The organism is Bacillus sp. LJBV19, from assembly GCF_017797845.1.
Lineage (GTDB): Bacteria > Bacillota > Bacilli > Bacillales > Bacillaceae > Bacillus > Bacillus velezensis.
Genome location: NZ_CP072563.1, coordinates 3150906 through 3175481 on the forward strand (window position 1 = coordinate 3150906; position 24576 = coordinate 3175481).

Here is a 24576-nt window from a genome sequence, read left to right on the forward strand (position 1 = left end):
GGAATGGCCAGTCTTCCGCCTCATTGGAATTGGGGGAAAAATTCAAAAAAATAATGATGAAACCCTTTAATAAACCTTAAACATTTCATAGTTATCTTTATAGTACGACATAATAAAGTCCCGAAAATTTCTTACCGAAGAAGATAACAGCTTATGTCTTAACCAAGATAAGCCGACTGTATATGAAGCAGAGTGATCAGTCACTTTTATAAAATTCAGCCCCAATGTTCTGCAAACTGAAATAGGAAGCAACGCCACACCTTGATCCAGCTTTATAATCTCGACCAGTAAATGAGAATCTGCCTCAAATGCAATATTTGGGGTGAAACCGGCTTTCTCACAAAGCGAGGCTGTAAAACCGCTGTACTCTTCATTATTAGCAAGGGTAATAAATGGTTCATCGGCTACAAGACGTAAAGAAATTTCTGTTTTACCCGTAAATCGGTGGTTTGAGGGCAAAGCCAGAACGATATCTTCATTTACCAGCACACAACTCTCTATCTCTTCATCTTGAATCGGATGACCTGTTATTCCTAAATCAATGTCCCCTTTTTTAAAACTTGTTATGATCTCGCTTTTAACTCCGATTGCTTGGAGAATTTTTGATTGAGGGGAACGGTTGATATATTCACTCATCAGTCCTGCAAGGAATCTTGGATTGGAAATAGATATTCTGATGGTGTCAGAAATTTGATGTTCCTCCAATTGAATTTCCGTTTGTGCATTTTCAATCTCAGTAAAAATCCTGTTTACATGTTTTAAAAGAATTTTCCCTGCTGAACTCAGCTTAATATTTCTGCCTTTTCTCTCAAACAAGGTTGTTCCCAGTTCATTCTCAAGTCTTTTTATAGTGAGACTTAAAGAAGGCTGGGCAATCTTTAATTGTTCTGCTGCTTTAGAAATATGTTCAGTATAGGCAACTGTCTGAAAGTATTTTAGCTGCAGCAATTCCATCTGTCTGCACCCCTCTCATTTATTTCAATAAATATATATATACCTTATTATGTATTAGATTAAATGTAAATGCGGATGTAAGATAATAGCATAGTTAAAGAAAAGGAAAGGGTGTCATTCAATGAAAATTGATGTGAAAGATATAGCAAAAAATTTAAATACGCCACTAACGGCTCCTGCTTATCCTATCCCAACCTATAAATTTGTTAACCGGGAATATCTTAATATTATTTACCGAACGGATGAAAAAGCTTTACGTGCGGCAGTGCCGGAACCTCTTGAAATTACTGAACCTTTAGTGAAATTCGAAGTGATGTGGATGCCCGATGTTTCCGGACTTGGTGCCTATACTGAGGCGGGACAAGTCATCCCTGTCAGCTTTAATGGTGAAGAAGGGGATTATGTACATTCTATGTATGTAGACAATTTCCCGGCTATTGCAAGCGGACGGGAACTTACTGCATATCCAAAGAAATTGGGTGCCCCTAAGCTGTATATAGACTCTGATACTCTTGTTGGCACATTAGATTATGGCAGTCTTCGTGTGGCAGCTGCGACTATGGGATATAAACATTTCGAAATGGACAAGGAAAAAGCGAAAAGGGAAATTTGCCGACCTAATTTTATGGTGAAGATTGCTACTGATTACAATGGTGATTTAAGGGTTTGTGATTTGGTGCGAACGCAAATAACGAATATAGAAGTTAAAGGTGCCTGGACTGGACCGGCGCGGCTTCAATTATTTGAACATGCTCTGGCACCGCTTGCAGATTTGCCTGTACTAGAAGTTGTTTCAGCATCTCATATTATTACGGATTTAACCTTAAATGCAGCAAAGCCGGTTTATAACTACTTAGAGGAAAAATAAGGAGACGTTTACAATGAGAATTGCAGTTTTAGGAGCAGGTTCTTTAGGAACCATTGTTGGAGCATATCTGTCTGCTGGCGGAATGGATGTCGAATTGATTGATTCATACAAAGAACATGTAGATACTTTAAATCAAATAGGTGCTAAAGTAGTTGGTACAACGGAATTTCAAGCAAAGGTGAAAGCCATTACCCCTGAAAACAAGTCGGGCAAGTATGATTTCATATTACTTCTGACGAAACAATTATATAATGACTCCATTCTTAAGGAGTTACTGCCTTTTTTAAAGGATGACAGTGTAGTATGTTCCTTGCAAAACGGTATACCTGAACAGAAAGTCGCTTCGATCGTTGGTGATGAACGTGTTATTGCAGGTTCTGTTGAATTTGGTGCTACGTTTATTGAACCAGGCGTATCCAGACTTACAACTGAGTATACTCAATTTAAAGAGTACGCTTTTCAAATTGGAGAATTACATGGTGAAACAACAGAAAGAATCCAGCGTATTAAATCGGTTTTAGACCTTATCGGCGGAACACATATTTCCGATAATTTAGTTGGAACGAAGTGGTCAAAATTACTTATCAATAATGCATTCAGTGGTTTATCGGCAGCATTAAACGGAGAATACGGAGACATTCTTGACCATGAAATCGGCATTGTTAGTGCAGTTCATATCGCAGATGAGACGATTAAGGTTGGACACGCCAATGGTGTCAAATTTGCGAAAATGGGCGGCCTTGATTTAGAATCTTTGGAATTAAGAAGCGAAAATGATATTCCTGAACGTATCCAAACATTTAGGTCAGCCATGGAACCATCTAGGCTGCTAAGAGCAAGTATGCTTCAGGATCTTGAGAAAAAACGCAAAACTGAAATTGATTATATTAATGGAGTTATTCCCAAAATGGCAGAAGGTACTGGCATTTCAACACCTTTTCATGATTTGGTTGTAGCACAAGTCAAATGTGCCGAGGAATCTCAAACAGTGCCCAATTTTGATACAAATATAAAAGCATTTGAAGAGTTATTACGTATCCGAAAGGAAATGTGATATATAGGAAAGAGAGAAAGGGATTGCTGCGGCGGTCCTTTTTTCTTGGTTCAGCAAGCGGAAGAAATATACGTTAACAAACGGGTGCGTTAGTTACATTAAAGTTCTTCGCTATGAATTGAACGGCGCCTTTATTGATTCCTTTTCAGAAAAAAAAGCTTCCGGCACCTCTCTTTGATGCCGAAAGCTTTTTTATTGTTTTTTTCTGTGTGCTTCATTGAGCTGTTTAATGTGCTGTATCGCAGCTTTGATGCCCTCTTTGGCGTCCGGGTAGGATTGATTCCAATGTTTGACGAGCGGAGGCATGCTTTTTGCGATATGTGTATACAAAATCCACTGCCTGACTTCTTCCTTTACATCCGGGTTTGTTTCGCCAAGCAATAGTTCCGTGTATTTTTCAAGCAGGCCGTCCAGCTGCTGCTGCAGTTTCTCTTCCATACCGTTCCCTTCCCTTTTTCATGATTATGACAATCGGGCGGTGAGGGCCGCTTCCTGCACGATACATCTGCCGCGTCCGTGCGGAATGCAAAGCGGCGTGCCGAACAGCGGGTCTTGCGTTACCTGGCAGTTCATCGCAAAGACCTGCTGTACAAGTTCGCAAGTGATGACTTCTTCGGGACGGCCCTCTGCGTAAATCTGTTTATCCTTAATGGCGACCAGATAATGGGCATAACGGCATGCCAGATTGAGGTCGTGCAGCACCATGACGATTGTGCGTTTTTCTTTTTCATTTAATTCAAACAGCAAATCAAGAATTTCAATTTGATGCGTCATGTCGAGATAGGTTGTCGGCTCGTCAAGCAGAATGATATCCGTATCCTGAGCGAGTGTCATCGCAATCCATGCGCGCTGGCGCTGTCCGCCTGACAAGGAATCCACCGGACGGTCGGCCATTTCCTCAAGCTTCGTCGCTTTAAGCGCGTTTGCCACTGCGTCTTCGTCCTCTTTGGACCATTGCTTCAGCCAGCTTTGATAAGGGTATCTTCCCTGCTTCACAAGCTGATGCACCGTCAGGCCTTCGGGAGCTGACGGACTCTGCGGCAAAATAGCGAGCTCTCTTGCCACTTCCTTCGTCGGAAGCTTAGCGATGGCTTTTCCTTCTAAAAGCACAGAACCGCCCCTCGGTTTCATCAGCCGGGCCAATGAACGTAAAAGCGTCGATTTTCCGCAGCCGTTGCTTCCGATCAATACAGTTATTTCGCCTTTTGGAATCGCGACATCCAATTCGTCAATGATAACAGTTTCTCCGTACCCTAAGCTCAGCGTCTCTGTAGAAATTGCACTCATACCGCTAACCGCTCCTTTTTTGAGTTTCCCAACACTATGTATATAAACAAATTGCCTAAACATTCAACGTGAGATCATGATTATATTGTAACAGAAATTAATGACTCTGAATATCATTATCAATTAGTTTTGGGCAAAAAAGCAGCGGACGGCGGTTATTTTTTTATTTCCGTCATTTCTCCGTCGTTCTTTTTCAGTTTCAGATAAAAATGGTCATAGCGGCTGTCCAAATTAAAAGCCGAGAGCACCTGCCGGACGATCTCGCTTTCCTGCATCCGGCTGTTTACGGCAAGTTCTCCAAGGATCATCTTCATTTCATCAAGCGCTTCCTCGCCCTCTCTGTGAACCCCTGAGAGCTTGTCCCGGATGTCCGCCTTTTCATGACCGCCTTTTCTCTCATACAAACCTTCATAGCGGTTATGCTCCCCGGCTCCGTAGCTGACGCGAAGGGAAAAGCTGCTGTAAGGAACCGGCTTCGCGGATGACACGGGTGTGCTGTCTTGTTCCGCTTCCCGTTTTTCTTCATTCAATCGGCAGCCGGCAATCAGCATCAGCATAAGACATAAAACGCCCGCCGTCCTGAACCATTTCATGCGATTCACTCCCATTTCATTCCGATCGTTTTTAGGTATTTCCAAGGGAGGCGGCTGTCATTCATTAAACAAAAAAGAACCGGAGCGGTAACACTCCGGCCGGTTCATCTCCAGATTATCATTCAGTCAGCTCTAAAAATTCCTGCACATCCTGTACGGCAAGGCGGACCGCGTCTTCCCAAAACGACCGTTCCGTCAGATCCGCTCCAAGGTGCTTCATCGCCAAATCCTCAACGGTCATCGAAGCCGTGTCACACAAAAGCGCGATATATTTTTCTTCAAAATCCGCTTTTTCCCGAAGAGCTCTTGCATATATTCCAAGCGAAAATAAGTAACCGAACGTATACGGAAAGTTGTAAAACGGCACTCCCGTAATATGAAAATGCAGTTTTGACGCCCAGAAATGAGGGTGGTATTCCCCTAATGAATCGCAAAACGCTTCTTTCTGCGCCGCTTCCATCAGTTCATTCAGTTTCTCAGCCGGAACGACGCCCTGCTTGCGCTCTTCATAAAAACGCGTTTCAAATAAAAATCTCGCATGAATATTCATAAACATGGCTACGCTTCTTTGAATTTTATCCTCAAGCAAGAACAGCTTTTCATCCTTTGTCTCCGCTTGTTTCAAAGCGGCGTCGGCGACGATCATTTCCGCAAAGGTCGAGGCTGTTTCAGCGACATTCATAGCGTAGGCTCTGTTCAGCTGCCGCACTTGAAGCATGGCCTCCTGATGGAACGCGTGACCGAGCTCATGCGCCAGCGTCGATACATTCGAAGCGCTTCCGGAAAACGTCATAAAAATCCGGGATTCCCCGCTGTCGGGAAAGCTGGTGCAGAAACCGCCGACCCGTTTGCCGCTGCGGTCTTCCGCTTCTATCCACCGATCGCGGAACGCTTTTTCCGTAAATGCGGACAGCTTTTTGCCAAACGTCGAAAATTGGCTGACGATCAGATTGGCCGCTTCATCAAATGTGTATTCTTTCGGAGCCTCGCCGATCGGCGCGTCCACATCATACCAGTTCAGCCGCTCAAGCCCTAAAAGAGACGCCTTTCGATTCAGGTATTCGGCAAAAGGCTTTTTATGATCGGTAATGACCTGCCACATGACATCCAGCGTTTCTTTTTTCATCCGGTTGATCGCAAGCGGCTCTTCCAAAGCGCTTTTCCAGCCCCGCGCTTTATAGATTTCCGTGCGGAAGCCGGCCAGATGGTTCAGCGTGCTGCCGAAAAGCTCCTCTTCTCCTTTCCAGGCTTCATTAAGCTCTTTGAACACTTGACGTCTGATGCGGCGGTCCGGGTGTGCCATCATATTTTCCGCTTGGCCGACCGACAGCTCTTTATCCTCAAACGGAATCTTCATTCTGCCGACAGCCGCATTATACAGGTCGCCCCATGCGTGATAGCCATCAACGGCCAGGCCTTCAATCAGCCTTTCTTCTGAAGCGCTGAGCTTCTCTTTGACACGGTCTCTTCTCTCATTTAAAACATATGTGAGATCCTGAAGTTCCGGTTTTTGCAGCAGCTCCTCCCAGACCCGCTCGTCAATCCGGGCAAGTGTATCGTCAAGGGTGACCAGAGCGGATTTAAAATCACTGCTCAGCTGATTAATCCGCGCCCTCCATTCATTCGCTTTCTGATCTTGAGTGTTCTGAGCCTGAAGACAGCCGACGAACGCTCCCGCCTGCCTGATCATGATCGCTGACCGTTCAAACCTATCAATCAGATTTATCAGCTCCCGGCTTTCATCCGCATGCGCCGGAACTGTAAACGCTTCAACCGCATGTTGAAAAGCGCTTAGATGCTTTTTGAGCTCTTGTATGTATTGCTGAAACTCTTCCGACCGGCTCCCGCCCTCAAAAATGGAGTTTAAATCCCATGTTTCCTTCAATCCCTTTAATGCCATCTTTTCTTTACCCCTTTCTATCCGAAGCTGACTCCATTATAAAACAATTCTGACATATTTCCGAACGATTTCTCCTTCTTTCCGCGAGATGTTATACACTATGAGATAAGAACAAACGGGGAGGATTATAAGATGAACAGAAAAATTGCCATTGTAACCGGCGCGACGAGCGGATTCGGGCTGCTGACAGCGCTGAAGCTCGCCCGGTCTTATCACGTCATCGCAACAGCCAGACAGCCGGAGAAAGCTGAAATACTGAAAGAGGCCGCCGCTCAAGCGGGTGCATCCGAACATGTTACGGTCGTTTCTTTAGATGTGACAAATGAGCAGTCGGTGTCTGACTTCGGGAACACCATCAGCGGTTTCGGACCGATTAACCTGCTCGTCAACAACGCCGGCTCTGCGTACGGGGGGTTTATTGACGATGTGCTGATGGAACATTACAGACAGCAGTATGAAACGAATGTATTCGGTCTGATTCACGTCACAAAAACCGTGCTGCCTTATATGCGAAAACATGGCGGGGCGAAAATCTTCAATATCAGCAGTATCAGCGGACTGACCGGTTTCCCGGCTCTATCTCCGTATGTCTCTTCCAAATTCGCGGTTGAAGGATTTACAGAGTGTCTGCGCCTCGAACTGCTGCCTTTAGGAATTGATGCCGCTTTAATAGAACCGGGCTCCTATAAAACGTCTATTTGGGAGACGTCTCTCTCCAATCATCTTACGGCACCCGCCAAAGATTCGCCCTATTACCGCTATTATCAGCAAATCGAAGCTTACTTCAAAGCCAACGCATCCAAAAGCGGCGATCCTGATGACGTAGCGGAGCTGATTTATCAATTGGCACAAAGGAAACGGCTGAAGAAACTGCGGTATCCGATCGGCAGGGGCGTTAAGCTGGCATTGGCTTTCCGCTCACTCTTCTCGTGGTCCGCCTGGGAATCTGTTGTGAAGAAAAAGCTGTTCACTTAAACCTAAATTATAATTATTATAATTTAGTATTGATTTTTATTTGATATGTGGTATAATTAAATTAACAGATCACAGGGAGGACGATGAATATGAATACACAAAACGCGAAAAAAACTGAAACTCTTGTTGAGAAATCAATGAACACACAATTATCAAACTGGTTTATCCTTTACTCTAAACTGCACCGCTTCCATTGGTATGTAAAAGGCCCTCATTTCTTTACGCTTCATGAAAAATTTGAAGAACTGTATAACGAAGCGGCGGAAACGGCGGATGCCATCGCAGAGCGTCTTCTGGCCATCGGCGGACAGCCTGCGGCGACTTTACACACTTATCTTGAACAAGCTTCCATTACGGATGAAGGCCAAGAAAAAACGGCTTCTGAAATGGTGGAATCACTGGTTCAAGACTATAAACAAATCAGCCGCGAATCAAAATTTGTCATCGGCATCGCCGAGGAACAAAATGACCCGTCAACTGCCGACCTGTTTGTCGGATTAGTTGAAGAAGCGGACAAGCACGTGTGGATGCTGTCAGCCTACTTGGGAGAATGACGAAAAAAGCTGAACCTCAGTTGAAGGTTCAGCTTTTTTTATGCGTTCAGCTTGCGCTTTCGGTTTGTTTCGTTAATGTGACGTTCAGCGTCTTTTTGCTTCCGCTTCTGAGAACTTGAACAGTCGTCTTATCGCCGATTTTCAGCTGGTTATATAAGATCTGTCTGATATCGGCGCTGCTGCCGACATCTTTGCCGTTCAATTGTACAATGACGTCATTTGATTTGATGCCCGCTTTCGCAGCCGGTGAGCCGGATTGCACTTCTTTTACGTAAACACCCTTAGACAGCTGGTCGCCGAACAGTCCGAGCGTGTTTTCCTGATAGGTTTCCGGCACTTGCGACATATCAATCATCTGCACACCTAAAAACGGGCGCTCGACTTTTCCTTTTGCAAGCAGCTGGTCGACTATCGGTTCTACATCATTGCTCGGAATGGCAAAGCCGAGTGACTCTACGCCGCTTTCACTGACTTTCATGCTGTTGATCCCGATAACCTGGCCGCTTGAGTTGATTAACGGGCCGCCGCTGTTTCCGGGGTTAATCGCCGCATCCGTCTGAATCACGTTCATTTCCACCGTGCCTTGGGATGTATCGGCATCTACCGTTCTGTTCAGCCCGCTGATGACACCTTGTGTGACGGTGCCGGAAAACTGCTGGCCGAGCGGGTTGCCGATGGCAATCACTTTATCGGCAATGCGGAGCTTGGAGGAATCTCCGAAGCTGGCCGCTTTTTTGACATTGGACGAGCTGATTTCCAATACAGCCAAGTCACTGATAGCATCCTTTCCGACAAGCTTTGCCGTTTCGGTTTTCCCATTGTAAAGAGTGACCGACAGTTTGTTCGCACCTTCTACGACATGATTGTTTGTAATGATGTACGCTTTTTCGCCGTCTTTTTTGAAGATGACGCCTGACCCCGTGCCGCTCTCCGTTTCAGAGCTTGAACCGCCGTCAAGTCCGAACTGGCTGCTTTGCGAAGCTTGGTAGTTGGACACTCCCACAATCGCAGGCTCCAAATCTTCTACCATATCCGCTACGCTTGAGGTATTTTTCAAAGGCGTTGACGTAAAATTCGAAGACTGAACTTGTTTCGTATCAGAAACGGCTTCTGTCTTATGCTGCTCACTCGGCAGGTTCGGCACAATGCCAAGCACGAGGCCTCCGCCGATAATACCGCCTAAAATCGGGCTCAGCCAAGCGGCTCTCCGTTTTTTTTCTTTTTTCACGGCAGCCGTTTTTTCAAATTCCGCGCCGGCGGCCGTCTCGTTTTCCGCTTCTTTCGAGACGGGCCCTTCGAGCAGCTCGGGCTCCTGATGGCTGATCCGCTGCTGTTCATTTCTGTTTTGTTCCGTATGTGAAAGATCTGACTGATCGCGGCTTCTGCCGTCATCTCGATGATCATTCATATTCACGCACACTCCTTTTAGCATGTTTTCATTCTATCGATTACATATTCATCGCATGTACAAGTTCTATTGTCCCAATAATAAGGAGAAAAGCAAAGCTCCAAAACAAAATGTGTTTGAACATGTTATCTTCCCCGCTTTTTTTCTTCCTTTCTTCCCTTATACACATCATAAACAAACATTGTGGGATAAAAATGAAAAGAATATGTGAAATTATGAAAATGCGGCTTGAGTGTGTTAAAACTAGTATAATGACGTTGAAAGGATGTGAAATGCCTTGTCATACACCATTTATCTAGTTGAAGATGAGGATAACCTGAATGAACTGCTCACAAAATATTTAGAGAATGAAGGCTGGAACATTACATCTTTCACAAAAGGCGAAGATGCCAGAAAGCAGATGCAGCCGTCTCCCCACTTGTGGATTCTCGACATCATGCTTCCGGATACGGACGGCTATACATTGATAAAAGAAATAAAAGAAAAAGATCCCGATGTGCCCGTCATTTTCATTTCCGCGCGGGATGCCGATATTGACAGAGTCCTCGGGTTAGAGCTTGGAAGCAATGATTATATCGCCAAGCCTTTTTTGCCGAGAGAGCTCATTATAAGGGTTCAGAAGCTGCTGGAGCTCGTGTATAAAGAACAGCCCGCCGCAAAGAAAACCGGCATCACCGTTTCTTCCTACAATGTGATCGAAGATGCCCGAGAGGTTTATGATGAAACCGGAAGCCTGGTCAATTTGACGTCTAAGGAATTTGATCTGCTGCTTTTATTTCTTCACCATAAAGGACACCCCTTTTCCAGGGAAGATATTCTGCTGAAAATATGGGGCCATGATTATTTCGGCACTGACCGGGTGGTCGATGATCTTGTGCGGAGGCTGCGGAAAAAAATGCCGGAGTTAAAGGTTGAGACCATTTACGGATTCGGCTACAGGATGATGACGTCATGAAAAATAAGCCGCTTGCTTTTCAAATATGGGTGGTCATCTCAGGCATCCTCTTAGCCATTTCGATTCTGCTGCTCGTGCTGTTCTCAAATACGCTGCGTGATTTTTTCACGGATGAAACGTATACGACCATTGAAAATGAACAGCATGTACTGACGGAGTACCGGCTGCCCGGATCGATCGAGCGGGGATATTACAGCGAGGATGCGACCGCGCCGACGACTTTCCGATCCGTTCAGCACGTTCTTCTGCCGGAACGGGAGGAATCGGCCAGTGACAAAGACTTGAACTACTTTTCTTCTTCCTTTATCCATAAAGTGTACAAGCTCGCGGGCCGCCAGCACAGCGTCACGAAACGATACAGCGCGGACATCAGCGGTGAAAAAGTATTTTTCGTCATTAAAAAAGGCCTCACCATTAACGGCCAGGATGCGATGATGCTGTCTTACGCCCTTGATTCTTATCGTGATGATCTGGCATTCACCCTGTTCAAGCAGCTGCTCTTTATCATTGCCGGCGTGATTTTGTTAAGCTGGATTCCGGCGATTTGGCTTGCCAAATATCTCTCGCGCCCGCTCGTTTCCTTAGAGAAGCATGTCAAACGGATTTCAAAACAGGATTGGGATGATCCGGTCATCGTTGACAGGAAAGACGAAATCGGAAAATTAGGCCATACCATTGAAGACATGCGGAGCAAGCTGGTACAAAAGGATGAAACGGAAAGAACGCTCCTGCAAAATATCTCTCATGATTTAAAAACGCCTGTCATGGTGATAAGGGGCTATACTCAATCAATAAAGGACGGGATTTTTCCTAAGGGGGATCTGGAAACCACAATTGATGTCATTGAAGGCGAAGCAGAAAAACTTGAGAAGAAAATTAAGGATTTATTATATTTAACGAAGCTTGATTATTTAATGAAGCAGCGGGTGCACCATGAGACATTTGACATTGTGAAGGTCACGGAAGAAGTCATTGAACGGCTCAAATGGGCCCGGAAGGAATTATCGTGGACCGTTGATACAGAAGATGCATTAATGATGCCCGGTGATCCGGAACAATGGAGCAAACTTCTTGAAAACATTCTCGAAAATCAAATCCGCTATGCAGAAACGGCGATTCACATTCGGATCAGCCAAAATCAGCAGCAGATTGTCATGACGGTTAAAAATGACGGGCCTCCGATTGAGGATGAGATGCTATCCAGCTTGTACGAGCCTTTTAATAAAGGGAAGAAAGGCGAGTTCGGCATAGGACTCAGCATCGTAAAACGGATTTTAACCCTGCATAAAGCATCAATTTCAATTGAAAATGGCCAATCGGGTGTAATTTACCGAATTATCGTACCAAAGTAGACTGTAGTGTTTCATTGCAGTCTTTTTTTATGTGAAGGAGTAGCCGTTAAAATCTCTGTAGTTTGTTTTCAGCGGTTTTTGGCATTGATGAACCCATTTCTTTTCACAAATTGTCTTTTTCGGATATTTCACCTTTTCGACTTTAATTCCTCTGTTTCGCAAGCGGCTGATCATTTCATCTAATTCTTTCATTTTCAGATTCACCCTTTCGCCAGAACTTTGACCATTCGGTCAGCTCACTTTATAATATAAATAAAACAAAACAAAAAAACAAGTTACAATCAGGTTAAATTTACGGAATATCAATATGACCATATAGTCATACATAAGAAGCACAAGCCAGCCTCCTGGCTCCGAAAGGGTGGAACCATTGAAGGAAAAAGAAAAGCTGATCATTGAAGCAGCAATTAAACTGTTTGCCCGAAAAGGGTACAAATCTACATCGGTTCAGGAAATCGCCGATGAATGCAAAATCTCAAAAGGCGCTTTTTATCTATACTTTCCTTCCAAAGAAGCACTGCTTCTATCCATGCTGAATTACTACTATGATAAAACGTTTACCCGAATCACGACGATCCAAACGGAGGGTGACAGTCCGAGAGCCGCTTATCAAAAACAGCTTGCGGTGTTTTACGAATCGATTCTCGCCCATCAGGATTTTATTACCATGCAAATGAAAGACGGTTCACTTCCTTATACCGAAGAAGCGGCGCAGTGCGGAAAGAGAATCCGCCGGTCGATCCTGCAGTTTCATATCGACAGTCTTCTTGCTATTTACGGAGAAAAAGCTGAACCATACACAGCCGAGCTTTGTTTTTTAATAGAAGGAATCAGTCAGATGTATCTTGAATATCTCATTCTGACCGGCCGGTCCGTACAGCCTTCGCTTCTGGCAAATACCGTGATTCACAGAATTGATGACATCGTAAACGGAATGGCGGACAGACATGATGAAGCGTTTATTTCTCTTGATGAGGCAAGCTCACTGTTTGGGCCCCTTCATAACGGGCAGCCCGATCCTTTAAGCCAATCGATCTTGCAGACCCTCCGCACGCGCATCGGCACGATGGACAAGGCGCAAGCATCCGAATTCACCGAGAGCTTGGATATTCTGGAAGCGGAAATGAAGAAAAAGTCGCCGAAACCGGCAATCATCAAAGGAATGATTTTGAATTTGAAGGAATCCGACCTGCTGGCTGAAGATGCAGAACAGCTCAGATTTTTACTGAAACAGCAGTTTATTTAGAAGAACGGCCGCAATGACTGCAGCCGTTCTTTCTTTTTATGCTTTCGGGTGCACCATATCTTCCGGACGCACCATTTCATTAAATTGTTCTTCTGTCAGAAGGTTCAGCTGTAATGCCGCTTCTTTCAGCGTCAGGCCTTCTTTGTGGGCAAGCTTGGCGATTTTCGCGGCGTTTTCATAACCGATGTGCGGGTTAAGCGCCGTAACAAGCATTAATGAGTTAGAGAGATTTTCCTGAATCGTCTCTTGGTTCGGCTCAATACCGACAGCGCATTTGTCATGGAAGGAATTCATTCCGTCACTGAGCAGCTGCACGGTCTGCAGGAAGTTATAAATAATAACCGGTTTGAAGACATTCAGCTCGAAGTTTCCTTGGCTGGCCGCAAATCCGATTGTCGCGTCATTTCCCATCACTTGCGCGGCGATCATTGTCAGCGCCTCACTTTGCGTCGGGTTGACTTTGCCCGGCATGATAGAGCTTCCCGGCTCATTTTCAGGAATGACGATTTCGCCGATTCCGCAGCGTGGGCCGCTAGCCAGCCATCTGACATCGTTGGCAATCTTCATCAGGTCGGCAGCCAATGCTTTTAACGCGCCGTGAACGTGAGTGATTTCATCATGGCTTGTCAGCGCATGGAATTTGTTAGGCGAACTCTTGAATGTCTGCCCCGTTACTTTTGTGATTTCTTCCGCGACGAATTCACCGAACTGCGGATGGGCGTTGATTCCCGTGCCGACTGCCGTGCCTCCGATGGCAAGCGCGCGGATTTTTTCCGTTGACTCAAGAATCATTTCTTTCGAACGGTCAAGCATGTATACCCAGCCGCTGATTTCCTGTCCGAGCGTCAGCGGAGTGGCGTCCTGCAAATGCGTGCGTCCGATTTTCACAATATCCTGATAAGCTTTCGCTTTTTCATCAAGCGTCGCGCGCAGCTGATCAAGCGCCGGAACGAGCTGCTCATATACAGCAAGAACCGCCGCAACGTGCATCGCTGTCGGGAATGTATCGTTTGAGCTTTGGCTGCGGTTAACGTCATCATTCGGATGAATCTTCAGCTCGGAATTTTTTTCTTTCAATAAAGCAGTCGCGCGGTTGGCCACCACTTCATTCATGTTCATGTTGCTTTGCGTGCCGCTTCCCGTCTGCCAGACAACGAGCGGAAAATTATCGTCGTATTTGCCGTTTAAAACATCGTCACATACAGCGGCAATCGCCTGTGCTTTTTCAGACTCTAAGTTGCCGAGGCGTTCGTTGGCGATCGCTGTGCTTCTTTTCAATATTGCAAACGCCTTCACAACACGCTGAGGCATTTTTTCTGAACCGATTTTGAAGTTCTCTTTGCTGCGCTGTGTCTGAGCGCCCCAAAATTTATCTGCCGGAACTTTAACTTCTCCCATGGTGTCTTTTTCAATTCTGTAGTCCATTTATGTATCCCTCCATAACAGTTGCTTCACCCTGAGTATTATTCGCCAGTAACAGATGAAACCCTTTTTATTTTTCAGCCTTGGCCGTTTTTAATTTCAGCTCAAGATAGACGCGCGAATCCTTTGAGTATTTATACTTCGGATTTGTTTTACGGTATTCTTTCGACGTGTAAGCCACTTCGTAATGCGCTTCAAATGATTTGATGAGCTGTTCAATTTCTTCGGCATTTCCTGCCAGTCTGACTTGTGCCACATCTCTCCTCCGCTTTCATAAAAAAACTTGTACCATTAAATACTTTATCATAGTATATCATTTTTTTAACAGGAAAAGATAACCTCAATTAAGGATTGGAAGGCGGGTGACTGTCGATGACGCAATCGGAATTCAAGGAATACATACACGTTAATCTGGCACTGGTGCTTCCCCACGTAGAGCAGAATGATGACCTGGTTCAAAATAAAAAGATGCTTCCGAACGGGCTTGTTTTTTATTATATGTATCTGAGTGAAATGAACGACGAAGACAAAATAAAAGAGGCGATGGAAACGCTGCTTCGGGAGGAAGACACTCTGACGCTGGATACGGTGACGAAACGTCTTGATAAGATCGACGCCCGCCCCGTCTTTACGTCGAAGGAAGCAGTCATCTCCATTCTGCGTGGAAAATGCGCCGTGTTTATTAACGGACTTGACAGCGTTTACATTTTGTCCACGGGAAAAAGAGAAAAAAGAAGCGTGAATGAACCCACATCCGAAAAGGTCGTAAGAGGTCCGAAAATCGCCTTCATAGAAGATTCTGATACAAACGTCGCCATGATCAGGCAGCGCACGAACCATCCGAAGCTGAAAACGAAAAAGGTTCCGATCGGAGAAAATAAGTTAAAATACGCCACGGTCATGTACATAGATGATAAGGCGGACCCGTCTGTCGTCAGCGATGTTGTAAAGCGCCTCAGCGAAGTGAAGATGGACGACATCCAGGATTCCGGAACGCTTGAGGAGCTTATTGAGGATAATAAGTATTCGCCCTTTCCGCAAATACAAAATACGGAACGGCCTGATAAAGTCTCTTCCGCTTTGTTCAACGGCCGCGTCGCCATCCTTGTCGACAACTCGCCGTTTGCGCTGGTGGTCCCGGCTTCTTTAGGAATTTTAATGCAGTCTCCCGATGATTATTATGAACGGTGGATTTCCGCCTCGCTCATCCGGGTGCTGCGGTTTACGTCTATTTTTATTACGCTGTTTTTTTCGTCCATTTATATCGCCCTCGTTTCGTTTCACCAAGGGCTGCTGCCGACGTCGCTTGCAGTCACCATCGCGGCGAACAGAGAAAACGTTCCCTTCCCGCCTATCATTGAAGCGATGGTAATGGAAATTACGATAGAGCTGCTGAGAGAAGCGGGCTTGAGGCTTCCCAGCCCGCTCGGCCAGACGATCGGATTGGTGGGCGGAGTTGTCATCGGCCAGGCGGCCGTTGAAGCGAATATTGTCAGCTCCATCATGGTCATCGTGGTCAGCATTGTCGCGCTCGCTTCATTTACGGTGCCGCAGTACGGGATGGGTCTGTCGTTCCGTGTGCTCCGTTTCATTTCGATGTTTACCGCGGCAGCTTTCGGGCTGTACGGCATGATTTTATTTATGCTGGCGATCTACACTCATTTATCGAGACAGCGAAGCTTCGGTTCTCCGTATTTCTCGCCGAATGGATTTTTCAGCTTAAAAAACGCAAACGACTCTATTCTCCGTCTCCCTATTAAAAATCAACCAAAAGAGGCGAAAAACGTAAATGAGCCAGAAAACAACTCACAATAAGCTTACAAGCTATCAAGGGACAGCGTTGATTTCAAACACGATGCTCGGCGCGGGACTCCTCACCATGCCGCGGGCGCTGTCATCAAGGGCAAATTCTCCGGACGGCTGGATCGCGTTATGTCTGGAAGGCGTCATCTTTATCTTTTTGATTTATCTCAATACGCTCATTATGAAAAAGCATCAGTACGGATCATTATTTGATTATATGAATGAAGGACTCGGCAAATGGGCGGGAAATATCGTCAATCTTATGATCTGTCTCTATTTTATAGGAGTCGCCAGCTTCGAAGCCCGGGCGATGGCGGAAATGGTCAAGTTTTTTTTATTGGAAAGAACGCCCGTGCCGGTCACGCTGTTTATCTTTATCGCCTGTTCCGTTTATTTAATTATCGGCGGCATGAGCGATATCGGCAGGCTCTTTCCTTTCTATTTAACGATTACGATCATTATTTTGCTGGTGGTGTTTTCTTTCAGCTTTAAAATATTTGATCTGGACAACCTGCGGCCGGTGCTCGGGCAGGGGTTTTCTCCCGTTATGGCTTCCTTGACCGTCGTTTCTGTTTCCTTCTTGGGAATTGAGATTATGCTGTTTCTCCCCGAGTACCTCAAAAATAAAAAGCACACATTCCGCGTATCGGCCATGGGCTTTGGCATCCCGATTATTTTATACATCATTACCTACGTTCTCGTCGTCGGCGCCTTAACCACCCAAGATGTCAAAACAATGATCTGGCCTACGATCGCGCTCTTTCAATCATTTGAAATCAAAGGGCTTTTTATTGAAAGGTTCGAGTCCTTTTTGCTTGTTGTCTGGATCATCCAATTTTTCGCCACCTATGTCTCGTACGGGTATTTCGCGACATCAGCTCTTAATAAAATTTTCGGGCTGAAGCAGAAAAAAGGCATCATCTTCGTTGGGATCGCGACATTCTTCGGATCATTGATGCCAAAAGACGGCAACAAGCTGTTGATGTTCAGTGATATTCTCGGCTATATCTTCTTGGTTTTCTTTTTGCTGCCTTTACTGATGTTTGGAGTCGTCGCTGTGAAAAGGAAGGTGAAAAAAGCGCAATGAAGAAATACATCGTAATCATGCTTTGCACATTGCTTTTGGCCGGGTGCTGGGACAGCCGCAATATAGAAGACTTGAGCCTCGTTATCGGGGTCGGGCTCGATAAACCCGAGGAAGAAAATGTGGAAGTGACACAGCAGATTCTGGTTCCGCAAAAAGCAAGTTCCCAGCAGTCGTCGTCAGGCGATACGACAAAAGTAACGTCCACTCCCGGGGAAACCGTCCATCAAGCATTAAGAACGGCATCGTTAAAAAATCACCCCGCATTCTCCCAGCACTTGCGTATCATGCTGTTTTCCGAAGCGCTGTTAAAGGATAACATTCCGCTTGACGCATTGATGAACCAATTTATCAGGGACAACGGTACGAGAAGAAGCTGCAATGTGATGACGGTGCCGGATAAAACGAAAGATATTTTCAAAATCAGTGACCAGGGAGAACCTGCGTCAAATACGATCTATGACTTAACGGAGAATAATTCGGTCACCATCCGGATGATGGAGCCCGTGACATTGGGGGAAATATCAGAGAAAATCGCTAAAGGCGAGACCTTTGCCCTTCCTCAAGTGCGCCAAGTGGGCAGCAGACTGGAAATCTGGGGCGCTACCATTATTAAAAATAAATTCTGGTATGCGAATTTAACGCCTTTACAAGTCCAGAATATGAACCTGTTCACAGGCACGGTAAAGGGGGGCGTCACGTTTGCAAAGCATGACAATCATTATTTATCCTTCGAAGTATTTTCCAGCAAATATAATGTGAAAACACAATATAAACACGGAAAATTCAAGTTTATCGTTACCCGGTTTGTTGAAGGCCGTCTGTCTGAGGATTGGAACCCGAAAGAAGATTCCTTCAAGGAGTCCTATATAAATGAAATCAAAAACGCGGTAAAACGCAGCATTCATTCAGATGTCATGGCATTCATTGATTACATGCAGCATGAGTTGAAAGTGGATATTACCGGGTTAGGCGATCAAGTCCGGATTCATTATCCCGATAAATGGAAAAAGATATCCTCTGACTGGGACCACCACTTCAGTGAATCGGATATTGAATACAAAGTCAAAGTCGCCATCAGGGATTTCGGAACAAAGGGAATGTCCCAATGACCTGTCTTCGGGAGAGTGTGCTGGCGCCGCTCTCCTTTTCTTATGTCACGAGATGATTGCGGTGGGCATATACGGCTGCCTGCGTGCGGTCACTGACATCAAGCTTTGACAATATATTCGTAATGTGGGTTTTTACCGTTTTAATCGTAATGAACAGCTCTTCACCAATCTCTTTATTCGTCTTGCCTTCCGCGACGAGACAGAGGATTTCCAGTTCTCTTTTTGTCAGCGTTTCATGCGGAAGCTGATTCTCTGAATGGCGCAGCCTTGACAGCACTTTTCCCGCCACCTTGGATTCAAGCTTCGGTTCGCCCTTGGCAGCCGCTCTGATGGCTTCGGCTATTTCTGCCGCCTTCGACGTTTTCAGCAAATAGCTGAGCGCTCCCGCTTCGATCACCGGATACACTTTGTCGTCATCAATAAAGCTCGTCAGCACGATGATTTTCGGGTCATTGAGTTTCGCGCAGATCTGTTTTGTCGCTTCGATGCCGTCCATGCCGTCCATGACAAGGTCCATTAAAATCACATCCGGCAAAAGCTCTGCGGCCAGATCGACGCCCTGCTGCCCGTCTGATGCTTCACCGGCGACTTCAATGTCCGGCTGTGCTTCTAAAAATGCGGCCAGACCCATCCTGACCATTTCATGATCATCAATCAGTAACACTCGAATCACTGTCGTTCTCTCCTTTTGTTTTCTGATAAATCGGGACTTTCACGTCGATCTGCGTGCCTTTTCCCTTTACGGAGATAATTTCCGCTATGCCGCCGATTTCACTCGCTCTTTCCTTGATGGAATGCAGGCCGTATGAGGATGCTTTCACTTGATCCATCGTAAAACCCGCCCCATTATCAATGACTTTAAGCTGAAGTTTTTGATGTTTCGCGCCGAGCCTGACGGTGACCTTGGTCGCCTTTGAATGTCTGAAAACGTTGGAAAGCGCCTCCTGCACGATGCGGAACAGATGGTCTTCAACGCCTTTTGACACACCCGTATCGCTGATGTCCCACTCAATATCCAGCGGCTGCTTCGCTTTGAACTCTTTTAACAGCTCAATCAGCCCTTCTTTTAAGCCTTTTCCTTCTAAAGTGACGGGCCGCAAATGCAATAGCAGCGCTCTCATCTCATTTTGCGCTTCCCCCGCCATATGTTCAACCATGCGAATCCGTTTGACGATTTTGTCATCCGCATCTTTCACCTGCTCTAAAACGGCGGATGTCATCATAGAAATGGCAAAGAGCTGCTGGCTGACGGCATCGTGCAGATCGCGCGCCAGCCGCTGGCGTTCTTCAGTGATGACCGATTTTTTCATTTGATCCTGCCATTCCGCACGTTCGTTGGAGAGCTTTTGCAGCGATGTGACCTGGAGCTCGACCCGCTTGGCCATTTCGTTGAGCTGATCTGCCGCCAGACCGATTTCATCATCGCCGAGCGGCGGCACCCGATAAGCAAAATTGCCGTTTTCAAATTTCAAAACCGCTTCAATCAGTGTATCCATTCTTGTTTTCAGGCGGCCGCCGTATACATAACCGGAAATCAATCCCGCCGAAAGAGACGCCAAAAGCAGGATGACCACAAACGGAATACCGAACCAGCCGGAAGAAAACAGCAGCATCGGGTCAAGCCCGTAATACAGCAGCATCAGCGTAATAAACACCGCGCAAAGGAGCAGACTGAGTCCCGCGGTCATCCGCATGGCGCGCCACTGAATATTGGCGAGTAATTTTTTCCTCATAAATACTTCACATCCACATCGCCGATGAATAACGAAATTGAAATTTTAATCCGCCGCGGCGAGTCGCCGTACTCAGACGATACTTTATACAGATTCGGGCTCATGCCGCTTTTCTTAGAGCCGAGCAGGTTCATATCGCCGATAAAAGCCGATGAACTGACGGACACTTCGATATCCGGCGGGACGTACACATCAACATTGCCGATGACACCGCTGATGGTCATCGTACTTTCTCCTTCGGGAATCATCGCTTTTGACAAATCAATTTTCACATCGCCGATGAATCCGGAAACATTTAAATCATTCAGCTCAAACGGGTCCTTCATCATCCGGAGCTCGCCGATAAAAAAGCTGCGGAGGTCCGGCTGTCTGCTTTCCGTCTGGGCGGAAGGCTTTGGCTGCTCTTCTTTTTCAAGATTGATTTTCTTCTCTTTATGTTCATACACGCGCTTTCCTTTCAGGAGCCTGTAGCCCGCGTAGATGAGAAAGGCGGCGAAGGCATAGCCGAACAGGTTAAAGGTGGCGCTGAACAGGTTTCTCAAAAATAAAAAAGCGGCGAAGATATACAGGACGGAGCCGAGCCAGCCGCGGGAATATTTATTGAAAATATAGCCTGTGATCAGAAAAAAGAGCGGCCAAAATAAGAAGTCGCCGATGCCGATAATACGCAAAAACATGCTGACGCCTAATAAGGCGATGATAAGTCCGAGAATCTGTTTTTTTGCCATCAGCTGCTTGCCCCTCCTTTCCTTGACTATTGCAGTGCAATATTGCCGCTCGTCACCTTTATATCAATCGGCCTGGCGCCGCTGCCTTTCATGCCGGTAAATGCCCCGCCTTCCTTACTCGTTTTCTCAAAGGAATAAGACGGCTGAATCCTTCCGCTTGCCGTCTCGGCGTTCACCGTAAAACTTCCGTCTTTCGGCAGGGTGATCGCTGCGCTGCCGCTCGCAAGCCTGACGGATACGGGAGCATCCGCCGTCTCAAGCGAGGCGTCGACACTGCCGGAAGCGACCCGCACGTCAAGGGCCCCCGCCACATGTTGAAGCCCGACATGTCCCGAGGATAAGCGGACATCCCCCGTTTTTGCCGCAAGGCCTGCTGCTGTGAGATTGCCCGACAGCCCCTTCGCTTCAAACACATCCGTCTTCACGTGCTTCAGCGACATATTTCCGCTTACAGAACGGACGCCGAGGTGCGCAAGAGACAGCCCCTTGTTTCCGTCAACGGCAATGCTGCCGTTTGATGTATGGACGGTGATGTCCCGATGATAATCATACGGAATGCGGACAATCAGCAGAGGGCGCTGAAAGAGATTCAGAAATTGGAACCCTTTCTCCTTCGCTTTAAGATTGAGGGTCTTTCCCCTGTTTTGGACAAACATTTTCCCCGCCGGTCCCGTCATGTTTGCCGCGATATCATTCCGCGCTTCCGCGATGATTTTCACATCCGTCTGTTCCGATGAAACCGACAGGCTGTTGACGGCACGCGGCGGTATGCTTGCCGATTCCGCTTCTGTTTCGTACAGCGGAAAAAAACGCCCGGCAAACACTTCTTTCACCAAAAACAGACAGCAGATCAGAACGGACGCCGCCATCAGTCCTTTGGCAATCTTACGCTTCATTACGTTCCATCCTTTTTCATTCATTTTATTATAAAGGAAAAGCCGGAGAATTGATACGTGCGTATAGGGAAGAGGCGTAAACGCGCCGATCTTCCCTTGTGCACATTATTCATGAGCCGCTTTTTGACGCTCTGTTTTTTCCAGAGAAAGCGAGCGCATTTTTTCAATCTCAGCTTCCACCTCGTCTGAATATTGGGAGCGGCTGTATTCTGTGTTCGCTTCAGCTGAAGTGCCGTATTTGACGCGGACTTCCATTTCTTCAATGCGGCTTTCCATTCGAAGGAACTCTCTGTAGGCGCTTTCGCTGTCAATTTTGTCGAAAGAAGCGTTCATATGTTCCTTCGCATTTGCCGCGTTCGCGCGGGCGATGAGCGCCTGTTTTTTATCCTTTACGTCGCGGAGGCGCGTTTCTAAAGTTTCCAGCTGCTCTTTCAGCTCTGCCAGCTGTGTTTTCGCCTGCTCATACGCTTTTTCATGTTCGGCCGCTTTTCCCTCAAGGTATTTCATTTCAGTCAGCGCCTTTTTCGCTAGCTCCTCTTCCCCGGCGTCAAAAGCAAGCTGAGCCTGGTTTTTCCGTTTTGCCGCCGTTTCGGAGGCGTCTTCCTGTTTTTTCTTAAACTGATGAACGATCGTGTGCTGTTTGACAATCGTTTGTTTCGCCTTGGCGATGTCACTTTCCATATCACGCACATATTGATTCAGCATGACTTTCGGATTTTCTAATTTATCAAGCCCTTCGTTAACAGATGCGACGAACATATTTCTTATTCTTTTTAAGACCATTTTGTCTTCCTCCTTATTTTTTCTTCAGAAATTCTTCCCATTCAGAGTCAAATCCGGATTGATAGCCCGGTGATGCCGCTTCCGGTTCATACTGGCGGGAAGCGGTGTCTGAGCCGCCCTGCTTCATCATCTTCCACCCGAAATACACCATGGCGCCGGCCAGTCCGATCGCAACGATAAATGGAAGAGAACCGACGAGAATCATAGCTCCGATGACGCCCGCGATGATACCCGATACCGCCCGGCCTTTTGAAAAACGTTTGATTCCCCAGTAAAGCATCAGCCCTCCGATCGCCAGCGGGATGATAAATGCGAAATGGCCTCCTCCGAAAAAGACAGAAAGTCCGAACACAATCAGCAGAAAGCCGCCTGCCGTTTTACCATTTATATTCATGCAGATCCTCCTTTCGTTTTCCTTGTCTTTACTATAAACAAATCCCGCGGCCGGCAAAACGAGTCAGAGATTGATTTTCATATCAGACCGGAGTCGTATAAGCCCCCGGACCTTCGCATAAAAAAAACGCCGCTGCACCGGACGGCGCAGGGCGTTTTACGAAAAATCTATATTCTGATGCTCGCTTCTTTTTCCCTGATGAGATCTGAGCGTTCGGCTTTGGCCAGCTTCGTAAAGAACAATATTCCGAGACCGGACAGGACTTCAACGAGACCGCCGGCGGCAATGACTTTTCCGGGACCGAAGGCGTTAGCCGCATATCCGCAAAGAACCGCGCCGAGCGGAATGGATATGTTTGAAATCATATGGATGACAGCATAGACTTGCGGCTGGTCATCATGGTCCACAGACGTCTGAATAATCGTATATTCCGGCACATTAATCGCGCTGACGGCAGATCCGAACGCAAACGCGGCGAGGAAGACGAGCGGCAGAAAAGTGTTGAGGCCGGTGATAAAAAATGCCGCTCCTTCTATGATTCCCGCTGACACAAACAGGAGACCGTATTTGTTCACCTTCACCTTAGCCAAAATAAAACCCATTAAAAAGGCTCCGCCCGTTCCTGTTGCTTTCAAAAGCGAGTAGATGATCGGCGGCATGTTTAAATCTTCGGCGACATAAACGGCAGAGAGCGCCTCCCACGGAGCGGCCGCAAAATTCATGAAGATACAATAGATGGCGAGCGGGTATAAAATCTGGTGTTTCCTGACCAGAACGAAACCCCGTTTGAGCCTTCCGAAGTACGTCCCGCGCTGTCTGACGGCGACTGTATCCTGTTTGGCATGCCGGACTTGGTATGACATAAAGAGTACGAGAAAACCTGATAGAAGATAGAATATAAGAGCGATAAACAAAGAATAAGCGGGACTGATAAATGTTAAGAACACCCCGCTCAGCGTAATGGCGGCAAGCCTGACGATCTGGCCTGATGACTGGATGACCGCATTCGCTTTCTGCAGGCTGTTTTCTCTGACAATATTGGGGATTAATGAGATAGATGCAGGATTATAAGCGGCTCCCGTGGCTGAATGCACAATCATGAGAAGCATGACAAACCATAAAGGAGAAAAACCGTTAAAATAACAGATCGGAATAATCAGCACGACCGCCGCGCGCGTGAGGTCGGAGAAATACATCCAGAATTTCAGCGTATGCTGCTTCATAAAAGGCCCGGTAATCGGCGCCAGCATCGCCTCCGGAAGGAACGTGACCGCAATGAGCAGGGACGTGCCGATCGCGCCTTCCCCGTCAAAAATCAAAAACCATAGAATGGAATTAAAGGCAAAACCGTCGCCTGACAATTTAACCAGCCTTGAGATAAACAGAAGGGTGAAATTTTTATTCCAGATGCTCTCGCTCTTATTATATGTATCCATCTATCAAATCCCCCATTATTTTACAATGTTTCTTATAAT

At 46.4% G+C, this 24576-nt stretch carries 25 protein-coding genes and 1 pseudogene; 10 read left to right on the plus strand and 16 right to left on the minus strand.

Going from position 1 to position 24576, the window contains the following annotated elements; genetic code table 11:
* Positions 1-66 precede the first annotated feature (66 nt).
* The gene (locus tag J6600_RS15355) at positions 67-954 is read right to left on the minus strand and encodes a LysR family transcriptional regulator (protein ID WP_209387574.1); all 888 of its coding nucleotides are present in this window, start codon (positions 952-954) and stop codon (positions 67-69) included.
* Positions 955-1075: 121 nt separating this feature from the next.
* Between J6600_RS15355 and J6600_RS15360 the strand changes: the two genes are divergently transcribed.
* Together J6600_RS15360 and J6600_RS15365 are read left to right on the plus strand one after the other, a co-directional pair.
* On the plus strand, positions 1076-1822 hold the full coding sequence (locus J6600_RS15360) for an acetoacetate decarboxylase (protein ID WP_209387575.1): 747 nt from the start codon (positions 1076-1078) through the stop codon (positions 1820-1822).
* 13 nt (positions 1823-1835) lie between these two features.
* Positions 1836-2876, plus strand: coding sequence for a ketopantoate reductase family protein (locus J6600_RS15365; protein ID WP_014418834.1), 1041 nt, complete (start codon positions 1836-1838; stop codon positions 2874-2876).
* 192 nt (positions 2877-3068) lie between these two features.
* Here the strand turns inward: J6600_RS15365 and J6600_RS15370 are convergent.
* The 4 genes and pseudogenes from J6600_RS15370 to J6600_RS15385 form a co-directional block, all read right to left on the minus strand.
* A pseudogene (locus J6600_RS15370) lies at positions 3069-3336 on the minus strand (YusU family protein).
* Between the two features lie 2 nt (positions 3337-3338).
* Positions 3339-4163, minus strand: coding sequence for an ABC transporter ATP-binding protein (locus J6600_RS15375; protein ID WP_014418835.1), 825 nt, complete (start codon positions 4161-4163; stop codon positions 3339-3341).
* 155 nt (positions 4164-4318) lie between these two features.
* The gene (locus J6600_RS15380) at positions 4319-4756 is read right to left on the minus strand and encodes a YusW family protein (RefSeq protein WP_209387576.1); all 438 of its coding nucleotides are present in this window, start codon (positions 4754-4756) and stop codon (positions 4319-4321) included.
* Positions 4757-4874: 118 nt separating this feature from the next.
* The gene (locus tag J6600_RS15385) at positions 4875-6656 is read right to left on the minus strand and encodes a M3 family oligoendopeptidase (RefSeq protein WP_209387577.1); all 1782 of its coding nucleotides are present in this window, start codon (positions 6654-6656) and stop codon (positions 4875-4877) included.
* A 132-nt stretch (positions 6657-6788) separates the two neighbouring features.
* Here J6600_RS15385 and J6600_RS15390 point away from each other — a divergent pair, with 132 nt between their 5' ends.
* On the plus strand, positions 6789-7631 hold the full coding sequence (locus J6600_RS15390) for an oxidoreductase (RefSeq protein WP_209387578.1): 843 nt from the start codon (positions 6789-6791) through the stop codon (positions 7629-7631).
* A gap of 89 nt (positions 7632-7720) precedes the next feature.
* On the plus strand, positions 7721-8185 hold the full coding sequence (locus J6600_RS15395) for a Dps family protein (RefSeq protein ID WP_007410071.1): 465 nt from the start codon (positions 7721-7723) through the stop codon (positions 8183-8185).
* Positions 8186-8231: 46 nt separating this feature from the next.
* Here the strand turns inward: J6600_RS15395 and J6600_RS15400 are convergent, their stop codons facing one another.
* The gene (locus J6600_RS15400; RefSeq protein WP_032863908.1) at positions 8232-9593 is read right to left on the minus strand and encodes a S1C family serine protease; all 1362 of its coding nucleotides are present in this window, start codon (positions 9591-9593) and stop codon (positions 8232-8234) included.
* Positions 9594-9870: 277 nt separating this feature from the next.
* Here J6600_RS15400 and cssR point away from each other — a divergent pair, with 277 nt between their 5' ends.
* Positions 9871-10548: a two-component system response regulator CssR gene (gene cssR / locus J6600_RS15405; RefSeq protein ID WP_003151813.1), complete on the plus strand. Its 678-nt coding sequence runs from the start codon at positions 9871-9873 to the stop codon at positions 10546-10548.
* The gene (gene cssS / locus J6600_RS15410; protein ID WP_209387579.1) at positions 10545-11900 is read left to right on the plus strand and encodes a two-component system sensor histidine kinase CssS; all 1356 of its coding nucleotides are present in this window, start codon (positions 10545-10547) and stop codon (positions 11898-11900) included. Before cssR ends, cssS begins: the two co-directional genes overlap by 4 nt.
* A 27-nt stretch (positions 11901-11927) precedes the next feature.
* On the opposite strand, the gene spxO is transcribed toward cssS, so the two are convergent.
* On the minus strand, positions 11928-12092 hold the full coding sequence (gene spxO, locus J6600_RS15415) for an anti-adapter protein SpxO (protein WP_007410067.1): 165 nt from the start codon (positions 12090-12092) through the stop codon (positions 11928-11930).
* Between the two features lie 178 nt (positions 12093-12270).
* Between spxO and J6600_RS15420 the strand changes: the two genes are divergently transcribed.
* Positions 12271-13146 carry a TetR/AcrR family transcriptional regulator gene (locus J6600_RS15420; protein WP_014305782.1) on the plus strand — a complete coding sequence of 292 codons (876 nt, stop codon included), beginning with the start codon at positions 12271-12273 and terminating at the stop codon, positions 13144-13146.
* A 36-nt stretch (positions 13147-13182) separates the two neighbouring features.
* On the opposite strand, the gene fumC is transcribed toward J6600_RS15420, so the two are convergent.
* Both fumC and J6600_RS15430 read right to left on the minus strand, forming a co-directional pair.
* Positions 13183-14571: a class II fumarate hydratase gene (fumC, locus tag J6600_RS15425; RefSeq protein ID WP_007410064.1), complete on the minus strand. Its 1389-nt coding sequence runs from the start codon at positions 14569-14571 to the stop codon at positions 13183-13185.
* A 67-nt stretch (positions 14572-14638) separates the two neighbouring features.
* On the minus strand, positions 14639-14824 hold the full coding sequence (locus J6600_RS15430; protein WP_003151806.1) for a YvzF family protein: 186 nt from the start codon (positions 14822-14824) through the stop codon (positions 14639-14641).
* 116 nt (positions 14825-14940) lie between these two features.
* On the opposite strand from J6600_RS15430, the gene gerAA reads away from it, so the two are divergent.
* From gerAA to J6600_RS15445, 3 genes are read left to right on the plus strand one after another with little or no spacing between them, the layout of a single operon-like run.
* Positions 14941-16383 (plus strand): spore germination receptor protein GerAA, encoded by a 1443-nt coding sequence (gene gerAA / locus J6600_RS15435; RefSeq protein ID WP_095270535.1) that lies wholly within the window; start codon positions 14941-14943, stop codon positions 16381-16383.
* Positions 16358-17458 carry a spore germination protein gene (locus J6600_RS15440; RefSeq protein WP_014418846.1) on the plus strand — a complete coding sequence of 367 codons (1101 nt, stop codon included), beginning with the start codon at positions 16358-16360 and terminating at the stop codon, positions 17456-17458. The genes gerAA and J6600_RS15440 overlap by 26 nt, the downstream gene beginning before the upstream one ends.
* Entirely contained in the window at positions 17455-18567 is a 1113-nt protein-coding gene (locus J6600_RS15445) for a Ger(x)C family spore germination protein (RefSeq protein WP_095270539.1), read from the plus strand. The genes J6600_RS15440 and J6600_RS15445 overlap by 4 nt, the downstream gene beginning before the upstream one ends.
* A gap of 40 nt (positions 18568-18607) precedes the next feature.
* On the opposite strand, the gene liaR is transcribed toward J6600_RS15445, so the two are convergent.
* The 7 genes from liaR to J6600_RS15480 all read right to left on the minus strand — a co-directional run bounded on the left by liaR (position 18608) and on the right by J6600_RS15480 (position 24537).
* Positions 18608-19240 (minus strand): two-component system response regulator LiaR, encoded by a 633-nt coding sequence (liaR, locus tag J6600_RS15450; protein ID WP_003151798.1) that lies wholly within the window; start codon positions 19238-19240, stop codon positions 18608-18610.
* On the minus strand, positions 19218-20300 hold the full coding sequence (liaS, locus tag J6600_RS15455) for a two-component system sensor histidine kinase LiaS (RefSeq protein WP_003151796.1): 1083 nt from the start codon (positions 20298-20300) through the stop codon (positions 19218-19220). Before liaS ends, liaR begins: the two co-directional genes overlap by 23 nt.
* The gene (gene liaF, locus J6600_RS15460) at positions 20297-21028 is read right to left on the minus strand and encodes a cell wall-active antibiotics response protein LiaF (protein ID WP_003151794.1); all 732 of its coding nucleotides are present in this window, start codon (positions 21026-21028) and stop codon (positions 20297-20299) included. Before liaF ends, liaS begins: the two co-directional genes overlap by 4 nt.
* A 26-nt stretch (positions 21029-21054) precedes the next feature.
* Positions 21055-21924: a LiaG family protein gene (liaG, locus tag J6600_RS15465; RefSeq protein ID WP_154817934.1), complete on the minus strand. Its 870-nt coding sequence runs from the start codon at positions 21922-21924 to the stop codon at positions 21055-21057.
* Positions 21925-22029: 105 nt separating this feature from the next.
* Positions 22030-22707 (minus strand): stress responsive protein LiaH, encoded by a 678-nt coding sequence (gene liaH, locus J6600_RS15470; protein ID WP_007410057.1) that lies wholly within the window; start codon positions 22705-22707, stop codon positions 22030-22032.
* Positions 22708-22720: 13 nt separating this feature from the next.
* A complete protein-coding gene (locus tag J6600_RS15475) occupies positions 22721-23101 on the minus strand; it encodes a protein liaI (RefSeq protein ID WP_007410056.1) in 381 nt (126 codons plus the stop codon).
* Positions 23102-23268: 167 nt separating this feature from the next.
* Entirely contained in the window at positions 23269-24537 is a 1269-nt protein-coding gene (locus tag J6600_RS15480; protein WP_014418851.1) for an MFS transporter, read from the minus strand.
* Positions 24538-24576: the final 39 nt, after the last annotated feature.